This window comes from Endozoicomonas sp. ISHI1 (assembly GCF_024606225.1).
In the GTDB taxonomy this organism is placed as follows: Bacteria; Pseudomonadota; Gammaproteobacteria; order Pseudomonadales; family Endozoicomonadaceae; genus Endozoicomonas_A.
Map to the genome: position 1 here is coordinate 41,392 of NZ_JAGRPU010000023.1, position 18,564 is coordinate 59,955.

An 18,564-nucleotide genomic window follows, 5' to 3' on the forward strand; every position below is an offset into this window, starting at 1 on the left:
AGCTCCTAAGAGTAAGTTAATTTACATCAGACTTTCTAATATGCTCGTCAGAGCTGATGTTTCGTGTCGCGACTTTACCTAGTAACGAGTTGAAGTCTTCTGCCAATATTTCCCCTGTGCCCGGGCGCTTGACCCAGATGTTGTCTTTATTGAATACATCACCTTCTACGATATCTTTGATTGCAACAACCGTTGCGAAAGCAAAATCTATAGTAGGTTGTTCTTCTTTAATTGGGGTTTTTGTTCCGCCTAAAGCCTTATGGATGGTTTTAGATCCTATGATTAGCTCAGACATGGTTTTTGTGTCGTTTGAACAAATAATATCGGGTCCTGGTCGGTCCATTTTATCTGTAAAGTGCCTTTCAAGGATTTTGGCGCCAAGTGCTACAGCACCCAAGCATGCATAATTATCAACAGTATGGTCTGACAGACCAATTACAGCATTTGGAAATGCAGACTGCATTTCAGTCATAGCACCCAGTCTGACTAATTCTGGTGGTGTCGGGTAGACATTTGTACAGTGCAACAATGAATATGGCACACCATGCTTTTCAAAAATAGAGACTGCTTTTTTAATACTCTCTATGGTATTCATTCCAGTGCTGAGTATTATAGGTTTACCAAATGAAGCAACATGATCAATTAATGGGTAGTTGTTGCACTCACCGGAACCAATCTTATAGGCGGGTATATCCATCCGTTTTAGTCTGTCCGCAGCTGCACGAGAGAAAGGTGTGCTAATAAAAATCATATCTTTACTTTCGACATATTGTTTAAGCTTGATTTCTTCCTCTTCATTGAGTGAGCATCTATCCATTATTTCGTATATAGAAACGTCAGCATTGCCGGGGATGACTTTTTTTGCATCTGCACTCATTTCATCTTCAATAACATGAGTTTGATGCTTAACCACTTCTACACCGGCATCAGCCGCAGCATCTACCATCTCAAATGCTGTTTTCAATGAACCTTCATGGTTGATTCCAATTTCAGCAATAACCAGTGGTTCGTCATTTGGGCCAATTCGTCTGTTGCCGATAAAAAATTCAGTCATATTAAACCTTTAAAGCTTTGGCTGTATGTAAGTGAGTTTTATTCAAAGTATTAAATACAAGATTTAAGAGATTAGATTGTGAATTTAGAATCTACTATTAATATCTCTGGTGTAATGCATATTTGAAGAGGGTGTTCGTAGGTTTCCCCGAGCTATAAGTAGATTTACGTGATGCTTTGTATTGATTTATATCGAGACACGCTACCGCCCTTCGAGCTTTGCTTTATGAGTTGTTGTAGGACAAACACAAGCACGCATAGACTGAAACATCGAGATAGAAAATTTGGCTGAGCATTTTAAGATTTATGTTTTGATCAGGTAATTGTGTATTTTCGATGCCTTGATCGGTTTTGAGCACCTGTTCTGCAAATATCCTGTAACAGCGAAATAGAGAAAGCTAGCAGAGCATCTTAAGTGTTATTTTTTGTCTGCGTAATAGTGTATTTGCGCACTTGATTTAGGGGTTAGTGCATTACGTATTACTGCTATGTTCCAGTAAAGGTGCGAATATCAGCCAGGTAATAAATACCTGTATAAAGGTGGAGAAGTATCTGGATCTCTATTTTCCATATACATATTTTGCCTATGAAATTCAGTAGTCTTGTATTTTTTTCTGCAATCTATACGTCATTGGTGCTCTATGCAATAGGTACTAACACTTACCGTTGATTTTCCTTGCCTAAGCTTCGCTCGCTATTTTATCGACGTCTACCGAGCGCTCGAACAGGTTGCATTGCTATTTTCAAATCCCGAATAAAAAACCATTAGGGCGTGCAGTATGAGTCTTGCAGATAGAGTTACGGCATTAGAAGAACATCGGGAGCATTGGGACAAGGTGCGTACTGGAACGTGGCCCGTAACTGAGCGGAATCTTCATAAAATCGGGCTAACCACCTGATTCCGTGCAGGAAAAATGAAATTCCTTATCAAACAGTCATATTGAAGTTTGATAAAACGAGGGTTTAGTTAAACGGGCAAAATCTGGACTGGAGCAGCCGGAATCGTCCGTAAAATGTTTCATTCTTCCGGTCTAACTATTCAAAGTCTGGTTTTCTCAGATTGTAGATGAGTATTCCAGGCTACCTGCATGAAGATTTGTCACGGTTACGGGCCACATACCGATCACTTCAGGTCGAGCTGATGGCTGACCCTTGGCAAGGCGATGTGATCCAGGGCACTGGCGGTTTGCGTAAGGTGCGTTTTGCTGGTAAGGGGAAAGGCAGGCGCGCTGGCCTGCGGGTCATTTATTATTATCTGGGTGAGCGCCAACGTTTCTACTTGCTAACCCTTTACAGCAAAAACGAGATGGCGGACTTGACTACGAATCAGAGGAAGCAGTTAAGACAATTTATGGAGGCATGGCGCAATGAGCAGTCGTGATTTATTCTCGGAACTCAGCACAGCCCTTGCTGAAGCCAGGGAACATTCAGAGGGCAAGTTGACACTCAGAAGTCATCAGTTGAATGACAGAGGAGAGCTAAGTATTTCACCGGACGAGATTCTTGGCATCCGGGAAACGTTTAATATGTCCAGGGGCGTGTTTGCCCGCTTATTGCACACTTCTGCCCGTACCCTGGAGAACTGGGAACAAGGACGCAGTGTGCCCAATGGTCAGGCCATTACCCTGCTTAGGCTGGTGCAGCGCCATCCTGAGACCCTCTCGTATATTGCGAGTCTTTGAGCAGCGCTTTCAAGCAATCTTGTTGCAGTATCTCATATTTCGATAGATGCTCACCATGTGCTGTAAGTTGGTGGTTTTTGATATTCGGGAGGATAAAAAGAGAGGAAAATTAATAAAAGACTTGCATGTCCCAGACGTGTCCCGCCCTGTTTTTTGAGATGGGCGAAAAACTCTGGAACCCTTGGTATGACTGGTCGGAGCGAGAGGATTCGAACCTCCGACCCCCACAACCCCATTGTGGTGCGCTACCAGGCTGCGCTACGCTCCGAGTCCGCTCTGTGCGGTGGGTCTGTATATTACCTTTCTACTATCTATTTGCAAGCTTTGAGCTGATTTTCTTCTATACCATAGCTTCTGAAAATGTGGGGGGTGCCAACAGCGTAGGATTAACGTGCAGATTATGGGGAAATGTGCATTTTTTCGGTGTGATGAACTATGGCCTGAACATGGATTCCAGTAGTATAACGACCTCAATCATCTTACTTATGGGTTAAAGCAGGTGTTAAAAGCTATTAAAAAAGTTCTGACGGTGTCTTTTTTACTGTTTGCCGGCCATGTGATGGCAGAGCAGAAAGCCACCGCTCCTGATAAACCTGTTGCAGAGGCTTTGCAGCCTGTTGATGTCGTTATCAAGACCAGTAAAGGTGATATGACAATTCGTCTGAATCCCGGGAAGGCACCTGTCACTGTAGAGAACTTTCTTGCTTATGTGGACAAGGGCTTCTACGAGGGACTGGTTTTTCACAGAGTGATGCCCGGCTTTATGATCCAGGGAGGTGGCATGACTGCAGATATGAGTCAAAAGCCAACGAGCGCACCCATCAGGAATGAGCCCGGTAATGGCCTCAGGAACCGTCGTGGCACTATTTCAATGGCAAGAACAGCTAACCCGGACAGTGCTACCTCTCAGTTCTTCATCAATCTCGTCAATAATGAGTTTTTGAATAATCGTCCCGGTCGTCCGGGCTATGCCGTATTTGGCGAGGTGATTAAAGGTGAAGAGGTTATGGATTCCATAGCTTCCGTGAAAACCGGGAACAGAGGGCCTCACGCAAATGTGCCTGTTGACCCGATTACAATTCTGACAGTTGAAAGAGTCAAAACCGCCCCCACTAAGTAATATGGCTATAAGTACCGCTGCAACCCAATAACTATCAGGTAAATCAGGTTCCATGAAGCATTGGGCAAAATATTGTCTGTTAATCATGTTGTTACCGGTCATCACGGCTTGCGACAGCTTTTGGAATGACAGGCTGGCATTAAAATCGGTTGATCAACCTGCGATGGAAGCACTGGTTCGGGAGCAGGGCTGGGTGTTGGTCGATGTTCGAGACAGTAACTGGTACAACGGGTGGCCTTCGGGTAATGACCCGGACGGGGGACATATTCCCGGTGCCCGAAATTTTGACCTGGCATTGATGACAGCCGATCCTGAACACGTCCGGAATCTTTTGACCAGTAAGGGAATATCGCCAGACAAGAACATCGTTGTCTATGGTCGTGATAAGCAGGATGCCCAGGTGTTAGCCCAGTGGCTGGTGGCTGAACAGGGCTTTGATGAAGGTCGGATTCGTGTTTTTGAAGAGGGCTTTTCTTACTGGCTGGCTCAAGGTGGCAAGCCTGCCAAACTGCCGGGTTATGAGCGACTGGTCACACCAGAGTGGTTGGATGAACAACTTAAGATGAATACCGACCTTATGGTGCTGGATGTCTCCTGGGGAAGAGGGGCTCGCTATGTTGTTCAGCATATTCCCGGTGCTCTGCACGTTGAAACAGGCAGCCTGGAGTCGATTATCAAGGAGTCAGAACGGCTGAAATCAGTTCTCCTTGGGCTGGGTATCACTAAACATACACCAATCGTCGTTTATGGCGACGATATGATTGCCGCTGCACGCGTTTTGTTTGTTCTTCAGTATGCCGGTGTCAAGGATGTTCGGCTTCTCAATGGTGGGCTGAAAGCCTGGACTGGTTCAGGCTACCCGGTGGAAAGAGGCATCAACTATGCTACACCCGCCAGGCAGTTTGGCAGTCTTGTTCCTGCTGAGTATGAATTATGGATGGATTCTTTGGTTTCAGAAAAAATTACGACGGCGAATGGATAACGTTGCCTCTATCCTCAAACGGGCGGCTGAAAACAATCACCGTGCTTTGTTGGTTTTGTCCGGAACAGAAGCCTGGACACAACAGCAGGCTGAGAGTCTCCTTTCAAGTGCACTTCTGTTTTCAAAGACACAAGGGCAGCAAACACTCTGGGTGGGTGAGCGCTTTAAGGTAAATAAAACTTCGATCTCTGCACCAAAAGCTATCAGCTGGCTGGGGCGTGAGATTGACTTCGTGGTATTTAATGCCTTTTCCGGTTTTGATGTCGATGCCTTTGGTCAGCTCAGTGGTGCTCTGAAAGGTGGAGGGCTTTTCATACTTCTGATACCGGATCTGGATGACTGGCCTGAATACTCTGACCCTGACCACAAAAGACTCGCTGTTTATCCATATCAACCCGGGCACATTCGGGGACTCTATCTGAAAAGACTGGTCAACCTTATCAAGTCTGAACAAACACTCTCTTTGTTGTGTGAAAACGGCGTTGCAAGGTGGCAACAGGGTATTTGTTGCAGTGGTTTACCTGATTCAGGGCAGGCAGAATCTCCAGACGACACTATTTGCAGAACATCGGATCAATCCAAGGCTGTCGAGTCCATTCTTCGTGTGGCAAAAGGCCATCGTCGGCGTCCATTAGTGCTGACTGCGGATCGTGGCAGGGGCAAGAGTGCTGCGCTGGGTATTGCATCGGTCCGGCTACTGCAATCAGGGCTCTCAAGGATATGGGTGACAGCCCCCTCTCTGGCTTCTGCCGAAGTCGTCTTTCATTCTGCTGAAGCTCTACTTGATGGGTGTGAAGCCCATCGGGGAAAACTGTTTTGGGAAGGCAAAATTCTCGAATTCAAAGCTCCCGACGAACTCCTGCATTCTGCTGGTGACTCAGACTGTGAGCTTATGCTGGTGGACGAAGCTGCTGCTATCCCGGTGCCACTACTGACCCAATTGTTAAAGAATCATTCTCGAATTGTTTTCTCATCCACTCAGCATGGCTATGAAGGGACGGGCAGGGGCTTTGCCATTAAGTTCAAGTCAACACTGTCTGAACTGACGCCAAAATGGCAGGGGTTGCATCTGAATCAGCCAATCCGCTGGGCTGATAATGACCCTTTCGAAGCCTTTGTTTTCAGGGCGTTGATGCTGAATGCCTCACCCGCTTCAGATGAAACGATAAAGGGTGCAGGTATTGATAATTGTTCGTTTGATCGTCTTGAATCCGCTCAACTGATTCAAGACGATCGGCTGCTGGCTGATGTGTTTGGTCTGCTGGTATTCGCCCATTATCGAACCCGTCCTTTTGATCTCAGGCATCTTCTGGATGGCCCGAATATCGAGGTCTATTGCCTCAGGTACCAGGAACGAGTCGTTGCAACGGCATTGCTGGCACTTGAAGGAGGCATAGAAGACGACTTGCAGGAAGCTGTCTGGCTAGGGCAACGCAGGGTTCGGGGTCATCTTATTCCTCAGTCCCTGAGTAATCATTGTGGTTTCCCGGAAGCTTCAGCCTTTACTGGCCTGAGGGTTATCCGAATAGCGGTACATCCTTCATTACAGGGGAATGGGCTGGGCACTCATCTGTTGAAGTGCATTGAAAAGCAGGCAAAACTCAGAAAACTGGATTATCTGGGCAGTAGTTTTGGTGCGACGTCAGAACTGGCGGCTTTTTGGGTGAATTCGGGCTATCTCCCGGTTCGTGTTGGCATTACCCGTGAAGCAGCCAGTGGCTGTTACTCAATGATGGTTTTGAAGTCACTGAATGAAGCATTCAGTCTCCTGACAAAGGAAATGCAGTCTCGTTTTACCTCAGGTTTTCTGATGCAGCTGTCCGGGGTATTCAAAGAAATGGCTCCTGATCTGGTTCGTGTAATGCTTCACTTAAGTCATTTCAGCATTGAGACTGCTTTAGATAAGCGAGATCGGATGGACCTGAAATCGTTTGTCCATTCAGATCGATTGCTTGAAAGTTGCCTTCCTGCTGTTCGCTCCCTACTGTTATCAAAAGTTTCTGATGGCTCTGTCTCGCAGGACGCTTTGAATGGATTGATTGCCAAAGTACTTCAGGGGGCTGAGTGGTCAGAGATAGCAAAAGCGAATGGCCTGACGGGTAGAAAGCAGGCCGTTCAATTTTTAAAGCAATGTGTCCGGCACCTATGTATGGGACAAAACCTTAAACGGTCAATCTGAGAAATCTGTACATTCAATTGGGCCGCCAAAGTTTTTTCTGGTACAAAACTTAACGTCTCCGCTTTCAGAATCCAGAATCCATATTTTATGGTCTAGCCCGTTGCCCTGGTTCTGGACAGGGTAGGCAGTATACCTGCCTGAAATAAAGCCTCTTACACAGTCCGCTGCCCAAACTGCACCACTGAATAAAACAGCAGCCAAAATTATCGTCAGATATTTTTTGTGCATAACTAACACCTCTCTAACTTATGAAAATGGTCATCTTTTTCAGAACAAGCTCATTTGCTTGACTTTGTATTTTTAGACAACAGCTCAAGGGAATCGTTCACTGTTGTAGCCATGTCAAAAAGTCCGGGCTTTTGCGGAAGGGGAGTTCAGAACATAAAGCTGGGCAATCCGCTGCTCAAAACTCACTAACAGGCATTTAGGGGGATTCGGTAATGACGGATAGACTTTCTCTATCAAACCGTTAAAAAATACTGATTTCGTGCGTCACGCTAACTCGTTTATAGTGGGCGTTTTCCTATTTCTGAAAGTTAATACTGATTAGAGTCAGGTGGGTTTTATGGATCGTTTTACCGTTTTTGGTCGTCCGGGCTGTGGTTATTGTGTACGAGCTAAAGAAGTGCTGGAAAGCCGTGGACTGCCAATGCTCTACGTGGATATTCATGCGGAAGGCATCACCAAGGCAGATCTGGAAAAAACAGTAGGAAAGCGGGTTGAAACCGTACCTCAGATTTTTCATGGTCAAAAGTACATTGGCGGTTACACAGAGCTGGATGCTTACCTGAAAGAAGAGATGGTGGAATCCCTGCAAGGCTGAGGTCGACAGCCAGTCGCTGCGCCTCAGGCCAGTCATTCGTGGTATGGTCCGGCCCCGTCGATGTAAGGTAGCAATCAGGATGCTCGACGTTACTATCAGGGGCAGAATCACTACAACCCATACGCCTTTGCGTTACTGGTGAAAGTGCCAATTAATGACAAAAACGCTGACAATGGTGGTAATCAGGCTCAGAAAGGTAATGATGTATTGCCGACTAAAAGAGCCCATTTCGGTGCGTACATCGCTGATTTCAGCACGTACATCGCTGATTTCAGCACGAACACCGGCAATCTCTTTATGCAGTTCGGTTCGCACACCGGCTATATCCCTGTGCAGCTCAGTACGCAAGGCACTGATATCCGAACTCAGTGACTGATAATTTCGCTCACCCTGAAGCTGTAACTGCATAATGGCTTCCTGCATAATCAGGATGTCCTTTTTAGTGGCGTTGTATTCCGGATCAAGGGAAGCACTGACCTTACTGGCCAGTTCTTCATCAATGCCAATACGCTTGAGCTCTGAAAATAACGACTTTTCCATAACCATCCCGACAAAAACTGAAAAAACAGCATAGATCAGGGATGACACTACGACCAGCTGGCAAGACCAGACTGCAGACCCTGTTTTTCAACAGGCCGACGATGCCGAAAAAGAACGTCTGCGCAACCAGTATTGGGAACAGAATCTGGCCCCTGCCATTCCCATGGAAAACTGGGCCGAAGCGAAAAGCATTTTTGATGAGCAGACACGCCACTGGCCACCATCTACTATCAACTACCCAATACCCAATACCTTTCGAATTCAGGCATATTTATAAATTCGAGAGTGTGGGTTTTCGGATATTTTCACCAGTCTGGCGTCACTGCGAGTGAGTCGCTCCTGTTTGGCAGAGGGATTAAAGGGTTTGATCCGGTTGAACTCTGGCAATGGCTGGCCTTTTTCGAGCTGGACAAAAACAGGGAGTGGGGTATTGATCTGGCCAGGATAGCGCTTGCGAAGCTCTTTATCCGCCTTTCTCAGCTGTTCAATCTCTTTGGCCCAGGTCAGATTGGCACGGAGGTGAGGGCTCAGAACTCTTTTGATAATGACGGTCTCGCTGGCGGGCATCGCTTCAAGCATCTCAATGTCTGTCTGAATGGCACTGGAAGTCAGGTATTTTTTGCGTAGATGGTCAATTGCTTCATTTGCGGAAAGCTTAACAGAGCCGCTATGGTGGGCTGCCCAGCTGAAGCCAATGCGACGGGGTGGTGTCTCAAAGAGTTTCAGTTGACGATAACTCTGGACGAAATGGATGTGGGCAAACTGCAGGCCGCCCAGCATCTTCTCCCTGATCTCGTCCGATGTTTCTTCAATGGCTTCAATACTGTCTCCATACAGCTTCCTGAACTCGGTCATGGCCTGTTTGAAGTTTTCCCGGGCTTCATTAAGCCTTATACCTGTCTGCAAGGTGTCTCTGGCAATGCCCACGATTCCGGGCAGCCGGGCCGTTTCCTGTTTGTTTTGCTGATCGGTATAGATCAACCGGGTGCTGGTTTCAGCTGCCAGTGCGCGGTCATTCTTGTCCTCGTCCGGCAATTTCATGACCCAGACGGGCAGGAGCTGGTCATCATAGACCTGCTCACGAAATTGTCTGTTGACGGTTACCATATGAATCAGAGTGTCTCTGACGGCAATCCTGGCCGCCGTTTTCTGACTCATGGTGACAGCCTTTCTATCGTCCAGTTGGATGCTGTCCGTGTATAGAGGAAGCGATCATGCAAACGATTGGGTCGTCCCTGCCAGAACTCTATGGTGTCAGGGATGATTCGGTAGCCGCCCCAGAAATCCGGAAGAGGTACCTTGCCTTCTTTGAATTTTCTTTTCATTTCTTCGAGCTTCATCTCAAGCACTTTTCTGCCAGTGATGACCGAACTCTGTTGTGAAACCCAGGCTCCCAGCTGGCTGCCGTGGGGGCGGCTGGTGAAATATTTTAACGAGTCGGTTTTGGAAATTTTTTCGGCCCGGCCTCTGACAGTGACCTGTCTCTCCAGGGAAACCCAGGGAAACATAATCGCGACATTCGGATTGTCAGCAATGTCCCGGGCCTTGCGGCTGCTGTAGTTGGTAAAAAAGACAAAGCCCCCGGGGCTTACGTATTTCAGCAGGACGGTACGCAGGCTGGGTAAACCTTCTTTGGATGTTGTGGCCAGGCTCATGGCGTTGGGTTCGGTCAGCTGTGCTTCGACCGCTTGCTGAAACCACAGGTCAAACTGTTGGAATGGATCGGGGTCAAGAGAGTCCAGGTCCAGACCCGCCTGAGTGTAATTCTCTCGCAGATGGCTGATATCCATGTTCATACTTCGCTGATGCAGTGAGTTTATTGTATATGAACCGGGAAGGTCGTGAAACCGAAGTCGTCTGGCTGTATCCCATAACGTTTGGGCTGAACTCGTTCAACTGCGGTGCGTCCTGACTATAAGCTTATAAGCGACAGTGTGTATCTAATACCCTGTTCGCACATGCTTTTCTTTAGGGGAGTTACCTTTATTAAAGGGCATTGCTTTGTTTTTATTTGAACTTTTGGAGTATTTTTTGTTACGTAGGCTTTTCTTGGTTGAAAGTACTGTTTGTATTCGTATTAATACGATTTGTTGAGTTGGTCTCTATCAATGAAAATACCGTCTCTCAAGATATTAATAATAAGTGGGCGCAGATGTTTGAAGGTGAAAGAGATTCATCTCTGAGGGTTATATTCCCCGTCGCTTGCGGCGAACGACCCACAGAGCTTACTTCATGCTCTGCCCCTTCAGGCAGGGTAGTTGATTTGATTTAAGCCATTCCAGACTGAAATTAACGTCAATCATACTCAATATTTTTCCCTGCCTTTAAAAATGCCTTTCAGAAGGAAGGGGCTCTCAAGCCTCTGGTCAGAAAGGGCCAATCAACAACATAACCCTTGGTACACAGGCTGGTATTAATGAGTACAACGGCAACGGTGGCACCTTCTGCCAATGGCGGCAGGAAATCCATGATTGAGAGAATCGGGAAAAAGATTCCTGACCCGGTCATTATCTTTATCTGGCTATTTGGCCTGACTCTGGCGGCTTCTTTCTTGTTGGGAGGCCATAGCTTTGAAGTCATGGGCGCGGATGGTGGTCAGATCGTTCATTCTGTCAAAAACATGCTGACCACAGAAAACGTTCGCTGGATGTTCGAAAACGCCATTCTGGCGAACTGGCTGTCCTTTGGACACGGCGTTCTGGGTATCATCCTGATTGTTATGCTGGGTGTCGGTGTTGCAGAAGACTCTGGTCTGCTATCCACCCTGATCAAGAAAGCCGGTCTGAAAGTGAACGATAAATACTTGCCTGCTTTGCTGGTATTCATCGGTATCATGAGCAGTGTCGCCACCGATGCCGGCTATCTGGTTCTGATTCCACTGGCCGGTCTTTTGTATGCAGGTCTGGGCAAAAATCCTCTGATTGGAATGGCGGCTGCTTTTGCCGGTGTATCTGCAGGATTCAGTGCTAACCTGCTGCCTGCCACGCCGGTGGATGTCGTCGTGGGTGTGAACGCTCAGATTTTTGCTGAATCTCAGGGAGTGCCTTTCACTAATGCCGCGGGTGAGGCTTTGACGCCTGCTACTATGCATTATTTCTTTATCCTTGCATCGACGTTTATTCTGGCGATTGTGGGAGCCTGGGTGACTCACAAGTTTGTCACTCCCAAGCTGGAGAAAATGGATTACCAGATACCTGAAGATCTGGATATCACCAGTTTTGAAGTCACTGAGGCTGAAAACAAAGGTCTGAAAGCAGCGTTCTTTGGTCTGCTGGCTGCCATTGCCATTATGGTGGGGCTGGCAACGGGCCCGCTGGCTGAATACACCAATGAAGCGGGCAAAGTGGTCAATCCGTTCCTGAATAACATCATCCTTATGATTACCATGACGTTCCTGATTGTGGGTATTTGCTACGGTAAATCAACAGGTAAATTCAAGGGTATGCAGGATGTTGTCAGTGCCATGGTCAAGCAGATGAATACGGTCGGCTATGTACTGGTGTTGACCTTCTTCTGCTACAACTTCCTGGCTCTGTTGGGCTTTACCGGACTGGGTACTTACATTACCTACCTGGGAGCCAGTTTCCTTCAGTTCCTGGGACTGGATAACTTCCCGATTCTGTTGATCATTGGCTTCATTATTACTACCGCAGTCATCAACCTGTTTGTTGGTGGTCTGACAGCCAAGTGGATGCTGCTGGGTCCCATCTTCGTACCCATGTTGTACCAGGCAAACCCGGCCATGACCCCGGATCTGGTGGCTGCGGCATTCCGTGTTGCAGACTCTTCCACCAACATCGTGACACCCATGATGACTTATGCGGGTGTTATTCTGGCCTTCATGAGGAAGTACAAGCCTGATCTGACCGTTGGCGACATGATCGGAATCATGATGCCTTACTCTATTGCCTTTATCACCATCTGGACGGCTGCATTAATAGGGTTCTTTGCCCTCAATATTCCTTTGGGCTTCTGATTCGCTACAGAATAAAACCAGCTCTCAGTGCTGGTTTTATTCAACGTGATGAATCCATTTCGTTTTAATTTGTCTGGTAACTCTGTTCCAGAAAAGCCTTTCTTTCAGATAATGGCCTCAAGAGTTGCGATGAGATCTGCGGCAATGCTTCATAACTGATCCTGATCGCATCGAGTGGGGGCCGACCCACTTGACTATCCTTCTTCCCGAAGGTAGCTCTATAAGACGTGGCTGATTAATGCTCGAATCTTTAATCCTTTCTGTGTTACAAGTGTAATTAGATTGCGACTGCTACCTTTGTACTCTGGTTTAAAAAATCTTGACGAATAGAAAAATAAATACAAATACAGGCATTTTCTATATGAGTCTTTTAACGAGCATCTTTGCAAACAGTAAAAGGATGGTAAATTGGTTGTCTCAGTGCTTGATAATTGGCCCAGTCTGCAGAAAGTATTCAGTTGGGATCAAGGCCTTTAAAAGGTGTGGAAATTTTTATGCTACTAAAGCACATGTCTCTGATTGCCGGGGTGCTGGCAACGGTGCTGGTAAGTGGGTGTACAGTGACAGCTGAACGAGATGCAATGGAAAAAAGCCAGGTGGTGGTGAAAAGTCCGGCAGATGATCGTGACTACCGTTTTGTCGAGTTGGAGAACGGTCTCAAGGCCCTGCTGATCTCTGATCCGGATACGGATAAGGCCGCTGCGGCAGTGGATGTGAAAGTAGGTAGCTTTCAGGACCCGGACAATCGTCTGGGCCTGGCTCATTTTCTTGAACATATGTTATTTCTGGGCAATGAAAAGTACCCGGAAACAGACGGTTATTTTGAATACATCCGCGCGAATGGCGGCTCTGCCAATGCCTATACGGCGGATACCCGAACCAACTATTTCTTCGACATTAACAGTGACAAACTGAGACCTGCGCTGGATCAGCTGGCACAGTTTTTCGTCTCGCCAACGCTGGATCCGACTTATGTTGATCGTGAGCGTAATGCGGTGGACTCTGAATATAAGCTTCATGCCAATGAGGATGGCTGGCGCTTGATGACAGCTCAGAATGCGACGTCGAATCCGGCGCACCCTCGCAGTCGCTTCAATATTGGCAGCCTGGAAACCCTTTCCAATGAAGACGGTAAATCTCTCTGGGAAGATCTGAAGACGTTCTACGATAGCTACTATGTCGCTGAGAATATCGGTGTTGTTATCTATGGCAAAGAATCAACGGATGTTCTGGAAAAATGGTTACGGGAGTCATTTGCAGGAGTACCTGAAGGTCAGTCGCCAGACACTCATATTGGCCTGGTTCCCTATACACCTGAGCAGCTGGGCGTTCGTATTCACCTGGTGCCTCTGAAAGACATCCGGGCGCTTTCTTTGAGCTTCCCAATGCCGAGCCAACATGAAAATTATCGCAAGAAGCCTTTGGGCTATTTGGCGAGAATACTGGGTTATGAAGGCGAGGGCAGTCTGCACAGTTATCTGAAAGAGCGTGGTCTGATTGAATCTCTGGCCTCCTATTCCAGCCATGTACCGGGGGAATACAGTGAATTCACGGTGCGTATGGAGCTGACCCCAAAAGGTCTGGAGCAGGTAGACGAGATGACTGCCAAGGTGTTTGATTATCTGGACCTGGTTCGCAAAGAGGGTCTGGAGTCCCGGATATATGAAGAAGCTCGCCAGCTGGCTGATCTGGGCTTTCGTTACCAGGAAGATGCTAATCCGCAGCAGACCGCATCCGGACTGGCTACTCGTATTCACGATATCCCGGCTCAGGATATTCTGCGGGCCAGTTATCTGTACGAGGACTTTGATCGCAAGCTGATCAGTGATCTGCTGGATCAAATGAAGCCTTCGAACATGAGACAGGTTGTTATTGCCAGAGACCTTGACACAGATCAGGTCGAGCCCTATTTCAAGACTCATTACAGCATTGAGCCTTTGGCAGATACTCTGGTGAAGCGGCTTTTATCGCCTCAGGTTCATGCAGAAATGACCATTCCCGAGCCGAACGGCTTCATTGCCAGGGATTTGAAACTGCGAGCAAGCAGTTCGGATGATGCACCCGGGGTACTACTGGAAGAACCCGGCTTTAAAGTCTGGAGTATGACAGACAGCAGCTTTGAAGTGCCCAAAGCCAATGTTCGCATCAAAATATCTTCAGAGAAGGCTTCCGGAACGGAATACGATCTCGTAGAAATGCAACTCTACAGTATCCTTTTGAGGCGTAGCCTGAATGAGTACGGCTATCCAGCCAAAGAAGCGGGGCTGAACTACGGTGTATCATCCGGTCGGGAAGGACTGACCATTGCCCTGTCCGGGTATCAGGATAAGCAGGCACTTCTGCTCGACGACATTCTCAAGGCCATCAAACAGTTCAACCCCGATCAGGCCGGATTTGATCAAGAGAAGGCACTGCTCATCAGAAGGCTAAAAAACAAACAGTTTCAGCCTCCCTATAAACTGGGTATGGATCGTTTAAGTCAGGAGCTTTATCCCCACTATCGTGATGATCAGACTCTGCTGGCGACAGCGGAAAAGGTCACCCTGAGTGATGTTAAACAGTTTGCCAGTGACTTCTACCGGTCGATTTATATCCAAATGCTGGTTCACGGTAATCTCAGTTCTCAAGAGAGCATGAAGCTGGCCGAACAGGTCGAAAAAGCTTTGCTGACGAACGATAACCGTGGCAGTCAGTTCTGGCAGCCACTCAATCTGCTGAAGGACAGGAAGCGTACCATTAAGGCTGACTTTAACCATAATGACTCTCTGTACGTCAGTTACTACCAGCGTCCTGGCACAGATGATAGAGATCGCGCTGTCTACTCCCTTCTGGGCAGACTCTTGGCGACCCCCTTCTTCAATCAGTTGAGGACTGAGCAGCAGCTGGGTTACATCGTCTTTGCCGGTCCCCGTCCTGTTGAACGTCATCCCGGCCTGATCTTTGTGGTGCAGTCGCCCGTGCTTGGGCCAGAGGGTATAGAGGATAAGGTAGAGGCATTTCTGCTGGGCCAGAAAGAGAGGATGAAATCCCTGACCGATGAAGAGTTGGAGCAGTATCGTCAGGGCTTGCTGGGTGATCTTCTGAAAAAAGATGCCAATCTGGATGAGCGCAGCTCCCGTTTCTGGCAGTCTCTGGACGGTCAGGAAGCCGACTTTGATTTCCAGAAGTCGATTGCTGAAGAGGTGAAAACGGTCTCCGTCAAAGAGATTCAGCAGGCGCTGGATACCATTCTTGAAGACAAGGGAAGATTGATCGTTGAGTCGATTGGCAAGGCTCAGACGGCTAATAAAAACTGAGTTTTCTTATTCAGGCCAGGCTATTTGTCTGGCTTGGATTTATTCAAAAAAAATAATTGGATGTAGACTGTCCTGACGAATTAGATTGCATTTCATGTGCTGACCAGACAGCGGCACAGAAAGTTGTGGAGAGAATACATAAGGCCGTTTTGAGTCTTATCTTTACTCCCTTCCCACTTTTAAAATCTCCTGTTTTTTTCTCCCTGAATGGAATGTCTCCCTGAAAGAAAAACACAATTTTCCTGAACTTTGCTATTAGTTAGATACATCCTGAAACTAACGGATAGCGTTCATTAATGGAAACCTTGTTGCAGCAGATGACAGGGGGGCAATCACCCCGGCGAGGGGTGTTGATCTGGCTGAGTTTGCTATGTGTTGTTGTGATTGCTGCTGGTTGCACGGGACGTCTGCCAGCAGGCATGGTTGGACTGATTCCTTTTCTTATGGCACTGGGCGGTGTGCTGAACGCCCTTGGCGAGCATCTGGACTGGGTTCGCAACTATTTGGGCGGAGGGCCGATTGTGGTCATTTTTGGCTCCAGCCTATTGGTAGCGACAGGGGGCATTCCAACCGAACTCTTTACCAGAATCGCTGATTTCGTCAGAAATCAGGGTTTTCTCGCTTTGTTTATATCAGGCCTTATTACAGGCAGTTTGTTTGGAATGGACAGGCGGCTGCTGCTGCGTTCAGCACTCTGGTATTTGCCGGTGGTTGTCGGTGGTGTTCTTGGTGCCATTACGCTGGCAGGGCTCGCGGGTATGCTCATTGGCACTGGTTTTGTTGAAGCTGTTTTCTATGTTGGTCTGCCCATCATGGGGGGCGGAATGGGGGCAGGAGCCGTACCGCTGGCGGAGATCTTTGCCAACATTTCAGGCTCCGACGCCGCAACCGTTTTGTCAAAAATGGTCCCGGCCGTTGTACTGGGTAATCTGGTTGCCATTATTGCAGCTGGAATGCTTGAAAAGCTGGGCAAAATCAAGCCCGGATTAACAGGTAATGGCAAACTGATGAAAAGCCAGAAGGCTGTCCGCCATGAAGAGAGAGTCGAGCGTATTCCGGATCTGGCAAAGATGGGAACCGGACTGTTTGTTGCAACCAGTTTCTATGTTGTGGGCTATCTGCTCAGTCACTTCATTTCTTTGCACCCTTACGCCTTGATGATTTTCTTTGTTGGCCTTGTCAAAGCCCTGGGAATATTACCTTCCCGCTTTGAAGAAGGGGCGGCTCTATGGGGTGATTTTATGGTGATGTCTCTGACGCCGGCTTTACTGGCCTGCATAGGAATAGGCTTTACGGACCTGCATCAGGTTGCACAAATGATCTCCCTCCAGTATTTCATTCTGGTGGTGACTACTGTGATGGGTGCGGTACTGGGGGCGGGCCTGACAGGAAAAATCCTCGGTTTTTATCCCATAGAGGCCTCCGTAACAGCTGGTCTTTGTATGGCCAATATGGGGGGAACCGGAGATGTGGCGGTGTTATCAGCCAGTCGTCGTATGTATCTCATGCCCTATGCTCAGATTTCTTCGAGAATAGGGGGGTCTTTTATTTTGCTATTGGCGACTGCGCTGCTGGGTCTGATGTAGATCAGGTTCAGGCAGTATTGTGATCATTATCCGGGTTTGAAAAGCCCGCGATGGTCTCATATAGTGGATCACTGAGAGAACTGCCTGTCCAGTGACCCCGGGCAAGCATAGGATAACGATTGACCGGTTTATCGCCGGTCATGGCAGGAGAAGAAGAAATGACCGAAAAGGTCCTGTTTGACAGGCTTGATACAGCTTCCGGGCATCAGGTCGGTGTTATTACACTCAATGCTGAACGCAGTCTTAACGCTCTTGACAAGGGCATGTTAGACAGTCTTTACGAACGATTAAATGAATGGCAGGAAGACAGCAAGATCGTCTGTATTTTTCTTCAGGCTGCTGGGGAAAAAGCCTTTTGTGCCGGAGGGGATGTCCGTTCTCTAAGCCAAAGTGTCATTGATGGGGATACCAGTGCCCCGGCTCAGTTTTTTGAAAAAGAATATCGTCTTGACTACCTGATTCATACCTACCGCAAACCGGTGATCTGCTGGGGTAACGGGGTGATTATGGGGGGGGGCTTTGGCCTGATGGCGGGAGCAGACTTCCGGGTCGTGACCGACACTTCTGTCATGGCCATGCCAGAAATTACTATAGGGCTTTATCCGGACGTCGGTGGTTCATGGATTCTGAATCGCTTGCCCGCCAAAATAGGTCTGTTTATGGCCTTGACCGGATGTCGTTTAAACCCTGCAGACGCCATGTATCTGGGACTGGCTAACCGATTTATTGATCATGCCTTTAGAAAAAAAGTTCTGGAATCACTTCAGGCAGCTGACTGGTCTGAAGATCATTATCAGGTGGCCTCTGACGTCGTTCAGTATTATGCGGATAACAGTGCTGGCTGGTTGCCTTATTCTAAAATCAGGGAACATCGCGATCTGATTGCCCGTATGATGGGCAAGTCAAACCTTTCGGCAATCATTGCCGATTTGAAAGCGCTGGAAACGGAAGACAGCTGGCTTGAGCAGGCACGAAATATAGCTCTGACCGGCTCGGCTCTATCAGCTGTGATTGCCTATGAGCAACTGAAGAGGAGTCGCTATGACTCTTTGAAAGAAGTCTTTCAGAGTGAGCTGGTACTCTCTATCAACTGTGTGCTGAAAGGTGATTTGCAGGAAGGCGTCAGGGCACTGCTGGTGGACAAGGATAATCAGCCGCAATGGACTTATTCGGTGATTGAAGAGGTGACTCAGGAAAAAGTAGCAGATATGTTTGCCCCCCCCTGGGGAGAGTCAGCCAACCCACTGTCTAATCTCTGATGTGAGCCGATAGCTGGCTCAAAGCGAGTTGAGCCATAAGCTGAAGCTCGCTCCTTCAGGGTGAGTCG

The 18,564-nt window shown here is 47.8% G+C and carries 15 protein-coding genes and 1 tRNA gene; 10 read left to right on the top strand and 6 right to left on the bottom strand.

The window, feature by feature from the left end:
* Window positions 1–16 precede the first annotated feature (16 nt).
* On the bottom strand, window positions 17–1,054 hold the full coding sequence (gene neuB / locus KBW69_RS14920; RefSeq protein ID WP_257281373.1) for an N-acetylneuraminate synthase: 1,038 nt from the start codon (window positions 1,052–1,054) through the stop codon (window positions 17–19).
* Window positions 1,055–2,119: 1,065 nt separating this feature from the next.
* On the opposite strand from neuB, the gene KBW69_RS14925 reads away from it, so the two are divergent.
* A complete protein-coding gene (locus tag KBW69_RS14925; protein WP_257281374.1) occupies window positions 2,120–2,434 on the top strand; it encodes a type II toxin-antitoxin system RelE/ParE family toxin in 315 nt (104 codons plus the stop codon).
* A complete protein-coding gene (locus KBW69_RS14930; protein ID WP_257281375.1) occupies window positions 2,421–2,735 on the top strand; it encodes a DNA-binding transcriptional regulator in 315 nt (104 codons plus the stop codon). The genes KBW69_RS14925 and KBW69_RS14930 overlap by 14 nt, the downstream gene beginning before the upstream one ends.
* A 191-nt stretch (window positions 2,736–2,926) precedes the next feature.
* On the opposite strand, the gene KBW69_RS14935 is transcribed toward KBW69_RS14930, so the two are convergent.
* Window positions 2,927–3,003: transfer RNA gene (locus KBW69_RS14935), tRNA-Pro, on the bottom strand.
* A gap of 291 nt (window positions 3,004–3,294) precedes the next feature.
* Between KBW69_RS14935 and KBW69_RS14940 the strand changes: the two genes are divergently transcribed.
* The 3 genes from KBW69_RS14940 to KBW69_RS14950 all read left to right on the top strand — a co-directional run bounded on the left by KBW69_RS14940 (window position 3,295) and on the right by KBW69_RS14950 (window position 7,016).
* Entirely contained in the window at window positions 3,295–3,855 is a 561-nt protein-coding gene (locus KBW69_RS14940) for a peptidylprolyl isomerase (protein ID WP_306674567.1), read from the top strand.
* Between the two features lie 85 nt (window positions 3,856–3,940).
* Window positions 3,941–4,837 (top strand): rhodanese-like domain-containing protein, encoded by an 897-nt coding sequence (locus tag KBW69_RS14945; RefSeq protein WP_257281377.1) that lies wholly within the window; start codon window positions 3,941–3,943, stop codon window positions 4,835–4,837.
* On the top strand, window positions 4,830–7,016 hold the full coding sequence (locus KBW69_RS14950) for a tRNA(Met) cytidine acetyltransferase TmcA (protein WP_257281378.1): 2,187 nt from the start codon (window positions 4,830–4,832) through the stop codon (window positions 7,014–7,016). The genes KBW69_RS14945 and KBW69_RS14950 overlap by 8 nt, the downstream gene beginning before the upstream one ends.
* Here KBW69_RS14950 and KBW69_RS14955 read toward each other — a convergent pair.
* Window positions 7,008–7,244, bottom strand: coding sequence for a hypothetical protein (locus KBW69_RS14955; protein WP_257274246.1), 237 nt, complete (start codon window positions 7,242–7,244; stop codon window positions 7,008–7,010). The two genes, KBW69_RS14950 and KBW69_RS14955, sit on opposite strands and share 9 nt — an antisense overlap.
* 337 nt (window positions 7,245–7,581) lie before the next feature.
* Between KBW69_RS14955 and KBW69_RS14960 the strand changes: the two genes are divergently transcribed.
* A complete protein-coding gene (locus KBW69_RS14960) occupies window positions 7,582–7,839 on the top strand; it encodes a GrxA family glutaredoxin (protein ID WP_257281379.1) in 258 nt (85 codons plus the stop codon).
* Window positions 7,840–7,971: 132 nt separating this feature from the next.
* Here the strand turns inward: KBW69_RS14960 and KBW69_RS14965 are convergent, their stop codons facing one another.
* From KBW69_RS14965 to pdxH, 3 genes are all read right to left on the bottom strand, one after another.
* Window positions 7,972–8,379, bottom strand: coding sequence for a hypothetical protein (locus KBW69_RS14965; RefSeq protein ID WP_257281380.1), 408 nt, complete (start codon window positions 8,377–8,379; stop codon window positions 7,972–7,974).
* A gap of 261 nt (window positions 8,380–8,640) precedes the next feature.
* Window positions 8,641–9,537, bottom strand: coding sequence for a DNA replication terminus site-binding protein (locus tag KBW69_RS14970; protein WP_257281381.1), 897 nt, complete (start codon window positions 9,535–9,537; stop codon window positions 8,641–8,643).
* Window positions 9,534–10,169 carry a pyridoxamine 5'-phosphate oxidase gene (gene pdxH / locus KBW69_RS14975; protein WP_257281382.1) on the bottom strand — a complete coding sequence of 212 codons (636 nt, stop codon included), beginning with the start codon at window positions 10,167–10,169 and terminating at the stop codon, window positions 9,534–9,536. The genes KBW69_RS14970 and pdxH overlap by 4 nt, the downstream gene beginning before the upstream one ends.
* Before the next feature lie 626 nt (window positions 10,170–10,795).
* On the opposite strand from pdxH, the gene KBW69_RS14980 reads away from it, so the two are divergent.
* The 4 genes from KBW69_RS14980 to KBW69_RS14995 all read left to right on the top strand — a co-directional run bounded on the left by KBW69_RS14980 (window position 10,796) and on the right by KBW69_RS14995 (window position 18,496).
* Window positions 10,796–12,355: an AbgT family transporter gene (locus tag KBW69_RS14980; protein WP_257281383.1), complete on the top strand. Its 1,560-nt coding sequence runs from the start codon at window positions 10,796–10,798 to the stop codon at window positions 12,353–12,355.
* Window positions 12,356–12,849: 494 nt separating this feature from the next.
* Window positions 12,850–15,651 (top strand): insulinase family protein, encoded by a 2,802-nt coding sequence (locus KBW69_RS14985; RefSeq protein WP_257281384.1) that lies wholly within the window; start codon window positions 12,850–12,852, stop codon window positions 15,649–15,651.
* Window positions 15,652–15,947: 296 nt separating this feature from the next.
* The gene (locus KBW69_RS14990) at window positions 15,948–17,237 is read left to right on the top strand and encodes a 2-hydroxycarboxylate transporter family protein (protein ID WP_257281385.1); all 1,290 of its coding nucleotides are present in this window, start codon (window positions 15,948–15,950) and stop codon (window positions 17,235–17,237) included.
* Window positions 17,238–17,395: 158 nt separating this feature from the next.
* Window positions 17,396–18,496, top strand: coding sequence for an enoyl-CoA hydratase/isomerase family protein (locus KBW69_RS14995; protein ID WP_257281386.1), 1,101 nt, complete (start codon window positions 17,396–17,398; stop codon window positions 18,494–18,496).
* The last annotated feature ends 68 nt before the right edge of the window (window positions 18,497–18,564 follow it).

What these genes read in the sequence shown, in the direction of transcription:
- neuB (WP_257281373.1), bottom strand. Translation starts at nt 1,054, where the DNA reads ATGACTGAATTTTTTATCGGCAACAGACGAATTGGCCCAAATGACGAA.
- KBW69_RS14925 (WP_257281374.1), top strand. Translation starts at nt 2,120, where the DNA reads ATGAGTATTCCAGGCTACCTGCATGAAGATTTGTCACGGTTACGGGCC.
- KBW69_RS14930 (WP_257281375.1), top strand. Translation starts at nt 2,421, where the DNA reads ATGAGCAGTCGTGATTTATTCTCGGAACTCAGCACAGCCCTTGCTGAA.
- KBW69_RS14940 (WP_306674567.1), top strand. Translation starts at nt 3,295, where the DNA reads ATGGCAGAGCAGAAAGCCACCGCTCCTGATAAACCTGTTGCAGAGGCT.
- KBW69_RS14945 (WP_257281377.1), top strand. Translation starts at nt 3,941, where the DNA reads ATGTTGTTACCGGTCATCACGGCTTGCGACAGCTTTTGGAATGACAGG.
- KBW69_RS14950 (WP_257281378.1), top strand. Translation starts at nt 4,830, where the DNA reads ATGGATAACGTTGCCTCTATCCTCAAACGGGCGGCTGAAAACAATCAC.
- KBW69_RS14955 (WP_257274246.1), bottom strand. Translation starts at nt 7,244, where the DNA reads ATGCACAAAAAATATCTGACGATAATTTTGGCTGCTGTTTTATTCAGT.
- KBW69_RS14960 (WP_257281379.1), top strand. Translation starts at nt 7,582, where the DNA reads ATGGATCGTTTTACCGTTTTTGGTCGTCCGGGCTGTGGTTATTGTGTA.
- KBW69_RS14965 (WP_257281380.1), bottom strand. Translation starts at nt 8,379, where the DNA reads ATGGAAAAGTCGTTATTTTCAGAGCTCAAGCGTATTGGCATTGATGAA.
- KBW69_RS14970 (WP_257281381.1), bottom strand. Translation starts at nt 9,537, where the DNA reads ATGAGTCAGAAAACGGCGGCCAGGATTGCCGTCAGAGACACTCTGATT.
- pdxH (WP_257281382.1), bottom strand. Translation starts at nt 10,169, where the DNA reads ATGGATATCAGCCATCTGCGAGAGAATTACACTCAGGCGGGTCTGGAC.
- KBW69_RS14980 (WP_257281383.1), top strand. Translation starts at nt 10,796, where the DNA reads ATGAGTACAACGGCAACGGTGGCACCTTCTGCCAATGGCGGCAGGAAA.
- KBW69_RS14985 (WP_257281384.1), top strand. Translation starts at nt 12,850, where the DNA reads ATGCTACTAAAGCACATGTCTCTGATTGCCGGGGTGCTGGCAACGGTG.
- KBW69_RS14990 (WP_257281385.1), top strand. Translation starts at nt 15,948, where the DNA reads ATGGAAACCTTGTTGCAGCAGATGACAGGGGGGCAATCACCCCGGCGA.
- KBW69_RS14995 (WP_257281386.1), top strand. Translation starts at nt 17,396, where the DNA reads ATGACCGAAAAGGTCCTGTTTGACAGGCTTGATACAGCTTCCGGGCAT.